Below are 14,961 nucleotides of genomic sequence, written 5' to 3'. Positions count from 1 at the left end.
CTGGCAGGAAATCACCGTGAAGCTCGCCGTGCTCTCGCGCGCCCCGCAGTCTTACTCCACCCAGCGCCTCCGCGCCGCCGCAACGCAGCGCGGACATCAGATCAAGGTTCTGAACACCCTGCGCTTCGCGATCGACCTCACCGCCGATGAACCGGATCTGCATTTCCGCGGACGACGGCTGAGCGACTACGACGCGATCCTGCCGCGCATCGGCAACTCGATCACCTATTTCGGCACGGCCGTGGTCCGTCAGTTCGAGCAGATGGACGTCTACACGCCGAACACCGCGAACGGCATCTCGAGCGCACGCGACAAGCTCCGCGCGAACCAGATCCTGTCCCGGCACAACATCGCCATGCCGCCCACGGCATTCGTGCGCAACCGTGCCGACGTGCGTCCGGCGATCGAGCGGGTCGGCGGGGCTCCGGTCGTCATCAAGCTGCTCGAGGGCACGCAGGGGATCGGCGTCATCCTCGCGCCTCAGGTCAAGGTCGCCGAGGCGATCATCGAGACGCTGCACTCCACCAAGCAGAACGTTCTGATCCAGAAGTTCATCTCGGAGAGCCGTGGCAGGGACATCCGCGCGCTCGTGGTCGGCGATCGCGTGGTCGCGGCGATGCGGCGCGTCGCGAACGGCGACGAGTTCCGCTCCAACGTGCATCGTGGTGGCACCGTGGAGGCGGTGCAGCTCGACCCCGTCTACGAGCAGACCGCCGTGCGCGCCGCGCAGATCATGGGCCTCCGGGTTGCGGGCGTCGACATGCTCGAAGGCGAGGACGGGCCCCTGGTCATGGAGGTGAACTCCTCACCGGGGCTGCAGGGCATCGAGGCGGCGACAGGCCTGGACGTGGCCGGCGCGATCATCGACTTCATCGCGAACCAGGTGAACTTCCCCGAGATCGACGTGCGTCAGCGTCTGAGCGTCTCCACCGGATACGGTGTGGCCGAGCTCGTCATCCACGCCGGCGCGGAGCAGGTCGGCAAGCAGCTCGGCGAGCTGGGCCTGTGGGACCGCGACATCACCGTCCTCACCCTGCACCGCGGAGTCACGGTGATCCCGAACCCGCGCAAGCACGTCGTGCTCGAGGACGAGGACCGGCTGCTGTGCTTCGGCAAGCTCGACGAGATGCGCTCGATGATTCCGGAGCGCCGCCGCCGCCGCGCCAAAGTCCGCAAGCTCCCGAAGGAGCACATGCCGGATACCTCCGCCTGAGCGGATCCGCGCCACGGACGACGAGCGCCCGGCCCCGTGGGGACCGGGCGCTCGTGGCGTTCGGGGGGATCAGCGCGGACGCGGTGCGCGCGACTTGAGCGGATCGATGCCCTTGGGGATCGGCAGCGAGGCCACGGACTGGGAGACCGACTCCATGCGCTTGATGACTGCGGCCATGGTCGCGTTGTCGATGGCCTTCGGGAGCTTCTTGATGGTCTTCGAGAGCTTGTCGATCGAGACCTCGTCCTCGCCGTGACCGACGTAGAACACGTTCACGGGCACGCCCTGCGCCACCCGCATGGCCTTGGTCTTCTCATCCTTGACGAGCTTGGTGAGGCGCCCGCGAGAGCCTTCGGCGACCACCACGATGCCACCACGGCCGATCGCGCGGTACACGGCGTCCTGCGACTTCGGGTTCACGCCCACCGGGATCTCGGATCCCTGCCAGCTGCGACCCAGCGACGTGCTGATGACATGTCCGGCGGCGCCGGGCATGCCGTCGATCTTGCGGTACATCGCGGTCGTGGAGAGGCGCGTCATCAGGAACATCGCACCCAGCACGCCCAGCAGCAGGCCGGTGATGCCCCACAGGATGAGGCTCCAGATCTGGAACGGCGGGATGACGTAGCCGACGATCAGACCGATGAGGACGCCGGCGACCAGGAGCGCGATCTGCGCCCAGGGCAGCCACGGGTAGATCTCCCGGGTGAAGCGGAAGAGCGAGCGCAGCTGCGAGAAGAAGCCGGGCTGCTTCTCCGTCGCGGAGGGACTTTTTGCCATACCCTCCAGCCTACCGATTCCGCGGACCTGTGACGGCCCTGGTGGACACGCGCTGGGCGAACAGATTCGTCCTGCACAGGACGATCGCGACCCCGATAGTGCACCGATTGCGCGAAGGACCCCGCACGGCCGATGCGGGAGCGCTGGGATGGCCGGATGACGGAACGAAGCAGGAGCATCGCCGTGACGGGTGCGCATCGCGCCGTCCGCGCACTCGCAGACGGCGAGGGTCCGTTCGACGGCGAACTCGTCACGCGCGGGAACGGCATGGCCGTGCGGGTCGATGCGGCGCAGTTGCGGGGCTGGGCCGGATGGGCGTTCGCCGGCGCCGAGCACGTCGCCGCGCCGCTCGACCTCGCGCTGAGCACGGACGGGCAGGATGTGCTGCTGCCATGGTGCGTGCGTACCGTGAGTGCCCATCTCGCGCAGGCGACGGACGCGGGCGGGCTCGCGCACGGCGAAGCGGTGACCCTCGCCGTCAGCGTGCTGCGCGGCGTGCTCGAGCTGGAGGGCGAACAGGACGACCCCGCCGACGTGGCGCGGGCCGATGCCGGCGCGGACCGCGACGCCGACGTGGCGCTGTACGGCGGCTGGTGGCTCACCGATGAGGCGCGCCCGCTGTTCGCGATCGGATCGACGGACGCGCTGGACGCCGGCGGAACGCCGCGCGAGACCGGGGAACGACTGCTGCGCGATCTGGAGGCGCGGGTCGAGGACCGAGCGCTGCGCCGCGTCCTGACGCGCCTCGGCGACGCCTTGGATGAGCCGCGCCGCCTGCGCGCCGAGGCCGCGCGTTGGGAGCGCGAACTGCTCGAGATCGCCGCGCCGCGCCCGCTGCGCCTGGATGTCGACGGCGCCGCCGATCCGAGCGTCGAGGCCCCGGGCGAAGGCATCCAGGGGAGGGCCCTGTCGCGGGCAGATCTGCGCGAGGGTGAGCATCGGCCGCTGCGGAGAGAGCTGCGCGGCGCCGCTCGGTCGGGCGGGCGCCGGGCGCCTGCAGCACGGGAACGTCGGGGCGCCGCGCTGACGCGACGGCTCGGAGGCGAGCGAGGACCTGGTGCGTCCGCGCCCGTCTCCGTGTCGACGGTGATTCGACGTCTGCGCGATGCGCGGGCACATATGGGGGAGCGGGTCGGACGCCGGGCGTCCATCCGGGGCCGGGCGCATGAGCGCTCGCGCGGCGTTGCAGCACCGTCGGAGCGGTCGATCGGGCGCAAGCGATGGAAGGGCCCTGTCCTCGTCGCGGTGTCCGCGGCTGCCGTCATCGCGGTGGTCGGCGCACTGTGGCCGTCCGGCACCGGCAACGCCGACGCGGCCGACACCACGCCTGGCGCGACGTCGACGCGGGTCTCGGCGAGCGCAACGCCGTACCCACCCGTCCCGACTCCTGCGGAGAGCGTCGACACTCCTGCGGAGACCGGCGGCGGGGGAGCGACGCCGGTCGCCTCCGGGCGCACGCCGGCCCCGGGTGCATCGTCGCGGTCCGATCCACGGGCTGCCGCTGAAGAGCTGATCGCCGCGACCAGGAACTGCCGGGAACGGCCGCAGCCGGAATGCGCGGAGGTGTGGGACGGCGGCGCGGCCGGGGCCCGACCACTGCGCGCGGCGGACGGGCCGCCGGTGCTGATCGAGGACTACGGTGACATCGCCGCCATCCGGAACTCCTCCGACGACGGTGCGCAGATGGTGGTGATCATCCGTCGGAACGCCGAATGGCGGATCCGCGATGTGTACGACATCGCGAATCCGCCATCCGAGGGGACCGGAGCCCCGTGACCGTGGTCAGGCGCCGAGCTGAGCGGCGAAGTCCGCTGCCTCCAGGCGGGCCTTCACCGACGACAGGAACCGTGCGGCGTCCGCGCCGTCGACCGTGCGGTGGTCGTACGACAGAGCGAGGTAGACGTAGGACCGCACGGCGATGGCCTGCTGGCCGTCGACGGTGATCACGCCGGGGCGCTTCGCGACGATGCCCGTGCCGAGGATCGCGGACTGCGGCAGGAACACCACAGGGGTGTCGAACAGCGCGCCGCGCGAACCCGTGTTGGTCAGCGTGAAGGTGCCGCCGGCCAGCTCGTCGGGCTTCAGCTTGTTGTCGCGGGTGCGCGCCGCGAGATCGGCGATCTCGTGAGCGATCTGGGCGATGTTCTTCGATCCGGCATCGCGCAGCACCGGCGTGAGGAGGCCGCGCTCGGTGTCCACGGCGATGGAGATGTTCTCCGCCGCCGGGTACACGATGTCGGTGCCGTCGACGGTGGCGTTCACGATCGGGAACTCCTGCAGCGCCTCAGCGGCGGCCAGGGCGAAGAAGGGGAGGAACGACAGCTTGTCGCCGGTCTTCTGCTGGAACGAGCCCTTGACCTCGTCGCGGTAAGCGGCGAGCTTCGTGACGTCGACCTCGACCACGGTGGTCAGCTGAGCGGTCTGCTGCATCGACGCGACGGCACGCTCCGCGAGCACCTTGCGCAGGCGCGACATCGGCTGCGTGGTCCCGCGCAGCGGCGAGATCTCGCGAGCCTTCGCCGGTGCGGCGGCCGCGGCGGGGGCGGCGGTCGGGGCCGCCGAGGCGTTCAGCACGTCCTCCTTGCGGATGCGTCCGCCGACGCCGGTGCCCGCGATCGATGCCAGGTCGACGCCCTTCTCGGCCGCAAGACGACGCACGAGCGGCGTCACGTACACCGAGTCGGAGCCGGCCTCTGCGGCCGCAGGGGCGGCCGGTGCCGCGACAGGAGCCGCAGCGGGTGCAGGCGCCGCAACGGGAGCGGGTGCCGGGGCAGCGGCGGGAGCCGGTGCTGCTGCGGGAGCCGGTGCTGCTGCGGCAGCCGGTGCTGGGGCGGCAGCGGGCGCCGGGGCGGCCGGAGCGCCGCTGCCGATACGGGCGAGCACGGCGCCGACGGCGATGGTGTCGTCCTCGGCGGCCAGGATCTCCTGCAGCGTGCCGGCGACCGGCGAGGGGATCTCGGTGTCGACCTTGTCGGTCGAGATCTCCAGCAGCGGCTCGTCGACGGCCACGTCATCGCCGACCTGCTTGAGCCAGCGGGTGACGGTGCCCTCGGTGACGCTCTCGCCCAGCTCGGGGAGACGCACGTCGGTGGCGTCCGAGGAGGCGGCGGGTGCGGCGGCCGGCGCAGCGGGCTCGGCGGCCGCCGCGGGCGCCTCGGCAGCCGGAGCCGCGGCGGCGGGAGCGGCCTCGGCAGCCGGAGCGGCCGGAGCGGATGCCCCCGAGCCGTCGCCGATCCGTGCCAGGATCGCGCCGATCTCGACGGTGTCGTCCTCGCCGACGAGGATCTCCTCGATCACGCCGCTGATCGGCGAGGGGATCTCGGTGTCGACCTTGTCGGTCGAGATCTCGAGCAGGCCCTCGTCGGCCTGGACGGTGTCGCCCACCTGCTTGAGCCAACGGGTCACAGTGCCCTCGGTGACGCTTTCGCCGAGGGCGGGAAGGACCACGGGTGTGCTCATGACGGAGTCTCCTTAGGGAAGTTCGTGATGGTGTTCAGCTTAGTGGGCATGAGGGGGTTCAGCCCAGCATTGATTTCCACGATGCGCAATAAAAGTTTCACATCGCGTGAAGTGGCTTGCCTGCAAGGGCGAGGAACGCCTCGCCGAGAGCCTCGCTCTGTGTCGGATGGGCGTGGATCAGCGGGGCGATGTCCTCGGGGTGCGCCTCCCAGCTCACCGCGAGCTGACCCTCCGTGATGAGCTCTCCGACACGGTCGCCCAGCAGGTGCACGCCCAGGACGGGGCCGTCCTTCTGCCGCACGACCTTGACGAGTCCGCCTGTGCCGATGATCTCGCTCTTGCCGTTGCCGGCGAGGTTGTACTCGTAGGAGACGACCGCATCGGCGCCGAGCGCGTCGATCGCGGCCGCCTCGGTGACGCCGACCGAGGCGACCTCCGGGCTGCAGTACGTGACGCGGGGGATCTGCGCCTCGGGGATGACCGCAGGATTCAGTCCTGCGATCCGCTCGGCGGCGGCGATGCCCTGAAGGAAGCCGCGGTGCGCGAGCTGCAGCCCGGGCACGATGTCACCGACCGCCCACACGTGGTCCACGTTCGTGCGCAGCTCTGCGTCTGCGAGCACGAAGCCGCGCTCCATCGCGATGCCGGCCTCCTCGAAGCCGAGTCCGGCCGTCGCGGGGCCGCGTCCGACGGCGACGAGCAGATAGTCGGCCTCATAAGAGGTGCCGTTCTCCAGGGTGACCGTGACGGCCTCGTCGGTCTGCGTGGCGTTCGCGAACCGCACGCCCAGCGAGTAGGCGATCCCGCGGCGGCGGAACGCGCGCTCGAGTCCCTTGCTCAGGGCGATGTCCTCGTTCGGGGCGAGGTGCTCGAGCGCCTCGACGACCGTCACCTCGGCACCGAACGAGCGCCAGACGCTGGCGAACTCGACGCCGATCACCCCGCCGCCGAGGATCACGACGCGCTGCGGCACCTCTTCGAGCGCGAGCGCCTGCTCACTGGTGAGGATGCGGCCGCCGATCTCGAGGCCCGGCAGGGACCGGCTGTAGGAGCCGGTTGCGAGGATCACATCGGATCCGGTGTAGACATCGTCCCCGACCGTGATCGAGCGGTCCGGACGCAGAGAGCCCTCGCCGCTGACGACGGTGATGCCTCGCGCCTTGACCAGACCCTCGAGCCCCTTGTACTTCTTGGCGACGATGCCCTCGCGATAGGCGCGGACCCCGGCGGGATCGATCCCCTCGAAGGAGGCGCCGACACCGTACTTCGCCGCGTCGCGGACGTTCTCGGCCACCTCGGCGGAGTGCAGCAGCGCCTTCGTGGGGATGCATCCCCGATGCAGGCACGTGCCGCCGACCTTGTCCTTCTCGATCAGGGCGACGGACTTGCCGAGCTCCGCGGCGCGGAGGGCCGCGGCGTATCCGCCGCTGCCGCCACCGAGGATCACGAGGTCGAAGGTGTGGGTGGTCATGCGCGTGCTCCGTTCGCGCGCGCCTCGGCGAAGGCGATCAGCGTGCGCACGATCGCGCCCGTGGCGCCCTTGTCGGTGAAGCCGTACGGGGCTCCCTTGTGCTCGGAGGAGCCGGCGATGTCGAGGTGGGCCCACGGGATGCGCGGGGCATCTGCCTCGTCGGAGGTGCGTCCGACCATGCGGCGCAGGAACAGGCCGGCGAAGAGCGAGCCGCCTGCCGGGTCGCCGATCTTCGCGTTCACCAGGTCGGCGATCGGCGATTTCAGCTCGTCCTCCATGTGCTCGGGAAGCGGCATCGGCCATGCGGCCTCACCCGAGGCGGACGCCGCAGCGAGGACCTCCTGCACGGTCTCGTCGTCGCCGAAGACGCCCGTGTGGCGCATGCCGAGGGCCACGATGATCGCGCCGGTCAATGTCGCCACATCGAGGATGACGTCGGGCTTCTCCCGGCTCGCGGCGACCAGGCCGTCGGCGAGGACCAGGCGCCCTTCCGCATCGGTGTTCAGCACTTCGACGGTCTGCCCATCGGCGAAGCGCAGCACGTCGCCCGGGCGGATGGCCGAGCCGGAGGGCATGTTGTCGGCGATGCACAGCCAGGCGGTCATGCGCACCGGCAGGCCCAGGGCGGCGACGGCCTTGGTCGCGGCGAGGATGCTGGCTGCACCTGCCATGTCCGTCTTCATGCCGACCATGCTGGCCGGCGGCTTGAGCGACAGTCCTCCGGTGTCGAAGGTGATGCCCTTGCCGACGAGGGCGATGTGCCCGGTCGCGTCGGCAGGGGAGTAGTCGAGCCGCACGAGGCGCGGCGGGCGATCGGATCCCTGGCCGACGCCGAGGATGCCGCCGAAGCCGCCGGCGGCGAGGGCGGTCTCGTCGAGCACTTCGACGGTCACATCGAGCCCGGCGACCTCCGCAACGGCGCGCTCCGCCAGATCCGCCGGCCCCAGCCACTCGGCCGGGGTGGTGACCAGGTCCCTGGTCAGTGCGACGGCCTCCGCGAGGGCCGTCGCGTGGGCGGCGTCCTCGGGCGAGAGCTCCGCGTGCAGCACGATCGTCCCCGCGCGTTTCGGCTGCTCGCCGGAGCGGTAGTCGTCGAAGCGGTACCCGCCGAGCAGCGCGCCCTCGGCCGCGGCCGTCGCGAACCCGCCGACGGCGTCGTCGAGTCGCACCGAGACGCGGTCGAACCCGGTGAGCGTGCGCAGTGCGGCGCCGACGGCCTCGCGCACGGCGTCCGCATCCGGGGCGGACCCTGCACTCACGACGGCGACCGGCACGTCCGCGACCTCGGGAGCGGGAATGCGCGTGTAGGCGCCCGCCTTCCCGGTGAAGCCGACCGCGGTCAGCGCGGCATGGGTGGAGGAGAAGGGGGACAGGTCTTCCGGGGTGTCCGTGAGACCGGCGACGACGAGCACGACCGCATCAGCGTTCGCGTCCGCCGGAGCGCCTGTGTGCAGCTCGAGCGCAGGTGACGTCATGGGTTCCATCCTAGGTTCGGCGCGGCGCGCGACGAGAGGATGCGCCCTCCGCGTGTTCGCTGTCAGCGCTCAGCGGATCCGGGCGGCGGGGTGACTCGTAGCATGGAGGCATGCCCATCTCCGGAGAGATCCACGAACGCGTCGCCTACCCCGGCGGCGTGCCGTCCGGCCTGCCGCTCGTCATCCTGCTGACCGGCTTCACGGACGCGGGATCCGCGGTGTCCGGGCTCATCGACCACCTCGTCGAGACGACGGATCCGCAGCCGGTGCTGGTCTTCGACAACGACCTGCTGCTGGACTACCGCGCGCGCCGCCCGGTGCTCACCTTCGACCAGGACCACATCGCGGAGCTGAAGCCCGCCCGCCTCGAGCTGTCCCTGGCGCACGACGCACTGGGACGGCCGTTCCTGCTGCTGGCGGGCTACGAACCCGACTTCGCATGGAACGCGTTCGCCGACGTGGTCCTCGACTTCGCCGCCGAGTACGACGTCTCCACTGTCACCTGGGTCCATTCCATCGCGATGCCCGTGCCGCACACCCGACCGATCGGGGTCACCGCGAGCGGCAACAGGGCCGAGCTCACGGCGGCGCATTCGGTGTGGCGCCCGCGCACCCAGGTGCCCGGCACGGCGGGGCATCTGCTGGAGTACCGCTTCGTTCAGGCGGAGCGCAGCGTCGCGAGCTTCGTTCTGCTCGTGCCGCACTATCTCGCCGACACCGAGTATCCGGATGCGGTCCTCACCGCCGCCGAGAAGGTCATGGCGGCGACGGGGCTGGTGCTGCTCACCGATGCGCTGCGGGAGAAGCGCGCGGAGTATCTGGAGCGGGTCGACGAGCAGGTGCGCGACAACGAAGAGCTCGGCCAGATGGTGCAGACCCTTGAGCACAGGTATGACGCCTACATGTCCGGTCTCGAGCTTGAGGACGAGGCGCCCGCCCGTTTCGACGAGGGATCGCTCCCCAGCGCCGATGAGCTCGCTGCAGAACTGGAGCGCTTCCTGGCCACGCGGCCCGGCGGGGACGAGGACAAGAACGGCCGGATCTGAGCCGATTCCGGGAGTGTTCCGAGAGGTTCGACGCGGAATGCGGGATCCGGTGTCGGCGACCGCAGAGTGTGCGATACTTATCTGACGACCCGTTGTCAATACCCACTCCGCAAGGTCTGGGGACTTGACAAGGGTCTTACTAGTGCCCGCAAGGGCACGGGCCGATCAAGCCGACAGGCTGAACGAACACAGGGCGCCCGCGCAGCGCTCCGTTGAGAGGCGAGACGTGACGACTGCCACGAAGAAGAACACCCGCACGAAGACCGAGGCCGCTGAGCCCGAGGAGGTCGCGGCGGCAGCCGCCGACGCCGCGGAGCAGGCCGCTCCGACGAAGGCGGCGGCGAAGAAGCCGGCCGCGAAGAAGCCCGTAAGGGCGAAGAAGGATGCCGTCGACGAGGCCGCCTCCGAGGAGGCCCCCGCGGATGCCGATGACGGCGACGAGGAGGAGGGCGCCAAGCCCGCCTTCAGCGAGCCGCTGCCCACCGGCGCGATCCGGATCAGTTCGACCGATGAGGACGACGTCCCCGTCTACTCGACGCAGATCACCGGCGCCACCGCCGACCCGGTCAAGGACTACCTGAAGCAGATCGGAAAGGTCGCGCTGCTGAATGCGGCCGAAGAGGTCGAGCTCGCGATGCGGATCGAGGCGGGTCTGTTCGCCGAGGAGAAGCTCTCCGTGATGTCGGCGGCCGAGAAGACCGGTCAGCTCGGACTCGACCTGCAGTGGGTCGCCCGCGACGGTCAGCGCGCCAAGAGCCACCTGCTCGGCGCCAACCTGCGCCTCGTCGTGTCGCTCGCCAAGCGCTACACGGGCCGCGGCATGCAGTTCCTGGATCTCATCCAGGAGGGCAACCTGGGCCTCATCCGCGCCGTCGAGAAGTTCGACTACACCAAGGGCTTCAAGTTCTCGACCTACGCGACCTGGTGGATCCGTCAGGCCATCACCCGCGCCATGGCCGACCAGGCCCGCACGATCCGCATCCCGGTGCACATGGTCGAGGTCATCAACAAGCTCGCCCGCGTGCAGCGTCAGATGCTGCAGGACCTCGGTCGCGAACCCACGCCCGAAGAGCTGAGCCGCGAGCTCGACATGACCCCCGAGAAGGTCATCGAGGTGCAGAAGTACGGCCGTGAGCCCATCTCGCTGCACACCCCGCTCGGCGAGGACGGCGACAGCGAGTTCGGCGACCTCATCGAGGACACCGAGGCCGTGGTCCCCGCGGACGCGGTCGGCTTCACGATGCTGCAGCGCCAGCTGGAGCAGCTGCTCGACTCCCTGTCCGAGCGCGAGGCGGGTGTGATCCGCATGCGCTTCGGCCTCGGCGACGGCCAGCCGAAGACGCTCGACCAGATCGGCGACACGTTCGGCGTGACCCGCGAGCGGATCCGCCAGATCGAGTCGAAGACGATGGCCAAGTTGCGTCACCCGAGCCGTTCGCAGTCGCTGCGGGACTACCTCGAGTGAGTGCGGCGGCGAAGCCCAACGACGGTAAGAACCTCGACATCTCGGTCGAGGGGACTCGCTGGCTGCGTATCCCGATCCGCACGAAGGTGGTCATGCCCGGCGACGTGCTCGCCGACATCGTCACCGAGTACGCCGCGGGTGAGGTGCAGAAGGGCGACCTGCTCTTCATCACCGAGAAGATCGTGGGCATCACCCAGGGGCGCTCGTTCCTGCTCGAGGAGATCCAGCCGCGCAAGCTCGCGTTCTTCCTGTCGAAGTACGTGACGCGCACGCCCTACGGCATCGGACTCGGCATGCCCGAGACCATGGAGATGGCTCTGCGCGAGTGCGGCACGCCGAGGATCCTGTTCGCGGCCGCGGTCTCCGCCGTCACCAAGGCGTTCGGACGCCGCGGCGACTTCTACCGGATCGCCGGGGAGAAGGCGCGGGCGATCGACGGGCCGACCGAGGGCACGATGCCGCCCTACGACCGCTCGGTCGTGCTGGGGCCGGCGCGCCCCCGCGAGGTGGCGCACGAGATGCAGCAGCTGATCGGCGGGGTGTGCGACGTGGCCGTCGTCGACATCAACGACCTCGGCGGCAACATCCTCGGTTCCACGCTCGAGAAGACTGCGGAGAAGCGCCTCGTCGCGATCCTCAAGGACAACCCGCTCGGCCAGGGCACGGAGTCGACCCCGATGGGCATCATCCGCGCAGCCTGACCGTGTGAACCACGAAGAAGCCCGCCTCGTCGTCGTGACAGGGCGGGCTTCTTCGTGCGAAAGGCGCTCAGAACTTGATGGCCGCCTGGTAGCGCGGCTTGTGCCCGGTGCGGATGCCCGAGACGCTCGGCTTGTTCTCATAGACGCCGGCGCCCCAGTTGCCCTCGACGAGTACGGGGCCGTCCGGGCCGACGACGATGTCCCAGCCGACGTACTGCACCTGGGGCACAACGCGGGCGACCTGGTCGACGAACGCCTTGACCTCGTCGATCAGCGGCAGCTGGAAGTCGGCGATGCGGAAGCCCGAGTCGGGATGCAGCTCGTGCACGTGCCCGTGGGAGTCGTAGCCCGCGCTCACCGCGTGGCCGTCGTCGTCGAGCATCGTGTAGAAGCCGCCGAACGACATCTGATCGCTGACCTCGCCACGTCCGAACTTCTGGGCCATCGCGAGGATATGGGTCTTCTCGCCGTCGAAGAAGGCGGTGACGCGGGTCGTGTTGACCGTGCCGGGGCAGACCGCGGCGAGGTCGGGGTGCTGCCGGATGACCTCCTCGACGAGCAGACGACCCTGGCCCAGCAGGTCGGCGTGGAAGGCATCCCAGTCGGAGACGTCGGCGGCGTGGTACCGGAACACGCCGGAACCGGCCTGACCCATCGGCGTCTTCACGATGACCGTGCCCTGACGTTCCACGAAGGTGCGCAGCTCGTCGGCGTTGCCGGGCTTCACGACCATCCACTCGCGACGGAGGAAGTCCGAGAACTTCTCGTCGAACTCGATCTTGTCGTGGAAGAGGTGCCGGTAATCGGGGTGCGCGTAGCGCTCCGAGATCTGGTTCGACACGGGGTGCGTCATGTAGGTCGCGCGCTCTGCGCGGTTCAGGATCGCGAAGTCGTAGTCGATGTAGTCCTGGAAGCCCACGTTGTGGCGGCCGGCCGACCACAGCATGTCCACCACCACGGCGGGGACGGCCTTGCCGTGCTGCGCGGACGCCTCCTTGGCGCGCTCGATCACCGAGCCGACGTTGATGCGACGGGCGCGCTCGGCGAGATAGCCGAGACGGGACTTGAGGCCGAGGCCGTTCGAGGGCATGCGTACTCCGGGGAGATCGGACGGGGAACCGGTCCAGTCTAGGCGGCCCGCCTCCGAGAACCCCGGGGCGAGGGCGCTGGACGGGGCCGGCAGGATCCGCCCGGGTAGGCTGGGAGGGTGAACGAGCCGCTCCCCGACACTCTTCCGCAGAGTGCGATGCTGCGTTCGCTGATCTCGCGATCGGCGCTCGAGGACGGGGCCGCCGCCGCGGTCGCCGCCGGGGGAGCGGGCATCGCGGATCTTCGCCACGATGCGTGGGGGCACGGCCTCCTCGACGTCGCTCGGGTCGTGACGGCGGCAGGCGCGCGCGGCGTGCGCGTGGACGGGCCGCACGACGTCGCGCTGCTGCGAGCGGAAGGCATCGAGGCGACCTGCACCGAGACGCCGGAGCTGGATCCGCGTGTGCTGTACGGCCTGCCGGATGCGAGCGGGGCGCTGCCGGGCCGACCGGTGATGCGCGTGGCAGGGCGCGTGCTCTCGACCAAGGACATCGCGGCGGGCGCCGGTGTGTCCTACGGCTACATCCATCGCGCCTCCGAGGATTCGCGCCTCGCGCTCGTCACCGGCGGTTATGCGCAGGGCGTGGTACGTGCGCTCGGCAGCCGGGCGTCGATCGAGATCGACGGTGTGGTGCACCCGATCGTCGGCCGGATCGCCATGGACGTCTGCGTGGCGGACATCGGCGGGGCGGACGTCGCCGTGGGGGCCGAGGCGACGTACTTCGGCGGAGAAGGCCCCTTGTCGGCGGGGGTCGCCGACTGGGCTCGGATCACCGGCATGCGCATCGACGAGCTGGTGGCCGTGGCCGGGCAGAGGACGGAGCGGGCATGGGAGGCATGACCGGTCCCGTGCTGCGGGTGGACCAGGCCGTGCTGCAGGCGAACATCGCGGCCGTGACCGCGCGGGTCGCGCCGTCCACGCTGATGATGGTGCTCAAGGACGACGGCTACGGCCTCGGCGCCGCCTGGGCGGCGCGTGTCGCGGCGAACGCGGGGGTCGGATGGTTCGGCACCTACGACGTCCCCACCGCGCTCCGGCTGCGCGACGAGGTCGGTCCGGTGCCACGGCTGTTCGCCTGGGCCACCTCGGTCGATGCGGAGATCGACGCGGCGCTGCGGGCCGACGTGGACCTCGGCGTGGGGACGCTCGACTATCTGCGCCGGGTGATCGCGCGGGCGGCGGAGCTCGGCGCCGTCGCGCGCATCCATCTCAAGGTCGACACGGGACTGCACCGCAACGGGCTTTCGGCCGAGGAGTGGGACGAGGGAGTCGGGGCGGCGCTGCGGTCGCAGAACGACGGGCGACTGCTGCTGGTGGGCGCGTGGAGCCACCTCGCGGAGGCGAGCGACGACGAGGACGACGCTGCGCAGGCGCGATTCCTCGCGGCTGTGCGCCGTGCCGGCGAACTCGGTGCGGACCTGCCCCACCGGCACCTCACGGCCTCGGCCGCCACCTGGGCCCGCCCGGAGCTGCGCGGCACGCTGGTCCGCGTGGGCGCCTTCTGCTTCGGCGTGCGCTCCGCCGACGGGCCGGATCTGCCGGGGATCGCGCCCGCGGCCGAGCTCGTCGCGCCGGTGCTGCGCATCGACGGGGATGAGGTCGTCGTGGGTGTCGGATCCTTCGACGGGCTGCCGAGCATCCTCGCCGGACGCGTGCAGGTGGGCACACCGGCCGGCGCCCGGACGCTCCTGGCTGTCGGCCCCGACACGGTGCGCGTCGCGGGCTGGGATGCCGCCGCGGTCGGCGACGAGGTGGTCCTGTTCGGCCGGGGTGCGCACGGCGAAGCGACCCCGACCACCCTCGCCGAGGCGATCGGCACCGTGGGCGAGGAGATCCTGTGCCGGCTCACCGCTCACGTGCGGCGCGAAGAGCACTGAGCCTTCCGTCTCGGATCGGCGCGTCCACCGACATGAAAACGCCCGATGTCCGAGGACACCGGGCGCTTCTGTCTGTGAGCGGGTCAGCTGTCGAGCAGACGCGACGTCTCGTCGTGCCAGCTCGTCGCCACCGCGCGGAGCTTTTCCTCGTATTTGCGCCCGTGGTGAGCGCAGAACAGCAGCTCGCTGCCGTTGACCTCGGCGGCGATGTATGCCTGGGCTCCGCAGGAGTCGCATCGGTCCATCGCCGTGAGGCGGGGGATGACGGTGCTATTCCGTTCGGTCGTCGCGTTCATCTCGATGCCTCCTCGTTGTTCGGGTCCGCTGTTGGAGTGTGCTCAATACAACCACGCAGAGCTGGGAGTCATGCCCGCGAGACGGCGT

13 protein-coding genes are annotated in these 14,961 nt (G+C 70.4%); 7 read left to right on the top strand and 6 right to left on the bottom strand.

Going from position 1 to position 14,961, the window contains the following annotated elements; genetic code table 11:
* The first annotated feature begins 16 nt into the window (after positions 1-16).
* Positions 17-1,213, top strand: a complete 1,197-nt coding sequence (locus ACFWCK_RS09015; RefSeq protein WP_233309992.1) for a RimK family alpha-L-glutamate ligase — start codon at positions 17-19, stop codon at positions 1,211-1,213.
* Positions 1,214-1,282: 69 nt separating this feature from the next.
* On the opposite strand, the gene ACFWCK_RS09010 is transcribed toward ACFWCK_RS09015, so the two are convergent.
* Entirely contained in the window at positions 1,283-1,993 is a 711-nt protein-coding gene (locus tag ACFWCK_RS09010) for a DUF4191 domain-containing protein (RefSeq protein WP_233309993.1), read from the bottom strand.
* Positions 1,994-2,149: 156 nt separating this feature from the next.
* Here ACFWCK_RS09010 and ACFWCK_RS09005 point away from each other — a divergent pair, with 156 nt between their 5' ends.
* On the top strand, positions 2,150-3,769 hold the full coding sequence (locus ACFWCK_RS09005) for a hypothetical protein (RefSeq protein WP_378805511.1): 1,620 nt from the start codon (positions 2,150-2,152) through the stop codon (positions 3,767-3,769).
* A gap of 6 nt (positions 3,770-3,775) precedes the next feature.
* Here the strand turns inward: ACFWCK_RS09005 and sucB are convergent, their stop codons facing one another.
* The 3 genes from sucB to ACFWCK_RS08990 all read right to left on the bottom strand — a co-directional run bounded on the left by sucB (position 3,776) and on the right by ACFWCK_RS08990 (position 8,398).
* Entirely contained in the window at positions 3,776-5,452 is a 1,677-nt protein-coding gene (gene sucB, locus ACFWCK_RS09000; protein ID WP_378805510.1) for a 2-oxoglutarate dehydrogenase, E2 component, dihydrolipoamide succinyltransferase, read from the bottom strand.
* A gap of 97 nt (positions 5,453-5,549) precedes the next feature.
* Positions 5,550-6,923 (bottom strand): dihydrolipoyl dehydrogenase, encoded by a 1,374-nt coding sequence (gene lpdA, locus ACFWCK_RS08995; protein WP_378805509.1) that lies wholly within the window; start codon positions 6,921-6,923, stop codon positions 5,550-5,552.
* Positions 6,920-8,398, bottom strand: coding sequence for a leucyl aminopeptidase (locus tag ACFWCK_RS08990; protein WP_378805508.1), 1,479 nt, complete (start codon positions 8,396-8,398; stop codon positions 6,920-6,922). Before ACFWCK_RS08990 ends, lpdA begins: the two co-directional genes overlap by 4 nt.
* 110 nt (positions 8,399-8,508) lie before the next feature.
* On the opposite strand from ACFWCK_RS08990, the gene ACFWCK_RS08985 reads away from it, so the two are divergent.
* From ACFWCK_RS08985 to ACFWCK_RS08975, 3 genes are all read left to right on the top strand, one after another.
* Positions 8,509-9,444, top strand: a complete 936-nt coding sequence (locus tag ACFWCK_RS08985; protein ID WP_233309998.1) for a proteasome assembly chaperone family protein — start codon at positions 8,509-8,511, stop codon at positions 9,442-9,444.
* A gap of 226 nt (positions 9,445-9,670) precedes the next feature.
* Positions 9,671-10,909: an RNA polymerase sigma factor gene (locus tag ACFWCK_RS08980; protein ID WP_378805507.1), complete on the top strand. Its 1,239-nt coding sequence runs from the start codon at positions 9,671-9,673 to the stop codon at positions 10,907-10,909.
* Positions 10,906-11,610 carry a coenzyme F420-0:L-glutamate ligase gene (locus ACFWCK_RS08975; protein ID WP_378805506.1) on the top strand — a complete coding sequence of 235 codons (705 nt, stop codon included), beginning with the start codon at positions 10,906-10,908 and terminating at the stop codon, positions 11,608-11,610. The genes ACFWCK_RS08980 and ACFWCK_RS08975 overlap by 4 nt, the downstream gene beginning before the upstream one ends.
* 67 nt (positions 11,611-11,677) lie before the next feature.
* Here ACFWCK_RS08975 and ACFWCK_RS08970 read toward each other — a convergent pair whose 3' ends face one another.
* A complete protein-coding gene (locus tag ACFWCK_RS08970) occupies positions 11,678-12,700 on the bottom strand; it encodes a sugar-transfer associated ATP-grasp domain-containing protein (RefSeq protein ID WP_378805505.1) in 1,023 nt (340 codons plus the stop codon).
* Positions 12,701-12,817: 117 nt separating this feature from the next.
* On the opposite strand from ACFWCK_RS08970, the gene ACFWCK_RS08965 reads away from it, so the two are divergent.
* Positions 12,818-13,540, top strand: coding sequence for an alanine racemase (locus ACFWCK_RS08965; protein ID WP_378805504.1), 723 nt, complete (start codon positions 12,818-12,820; stop codon positions 13,538-13,540).
* Complete coding sequence (locus ACFWCK_RS08960; RefSeq protein WP_378805503.1) at positions 13,537-14,577, top strand: alanine racemase; 1,041 nt, start codon at positions 13,537-13,539, stop codon at positions 14,575-14,577. The genes ACFWCK_RS08965 and ACFWCK_RS08960 overlap by 4 nt, the downstream gene beginning before the upstream one ends.
* 83 nt (positions 14,578-14,660) lie before the next feature.
* On the opposite strand, the gene ACFWCK_RS08955 is transcribed toward ACFWCK_RS08960, so the two are convergent.
* On the bottom strand, positions 14,661-14,873 hold the full coding sequence (locus ACFWCK_RS08955; protein WP_378805502.1) for a hypothetical protein: 213 nt from the start codon (positions 14,871-14,873) through the stop codon (positions 14,661-14,663).
* Positions 14,874-14,961: the final 88 nt, after the last annotated feature.

Origin of the sequence: Microbacterium sp. NPDC060117 (assembly GCF_042729315.1) — a bacterium.
Lineage (GTDB): Bacteria > Actinomycetota > Actinomycetes > Actinomycetales > Microbacteriaceae > Microbacterium.
The sequence above is the reverse complement of the archived record's forward strand: the minus strand, read 5'-3'. Positions and strand labels throughout refer to the sequence as shown.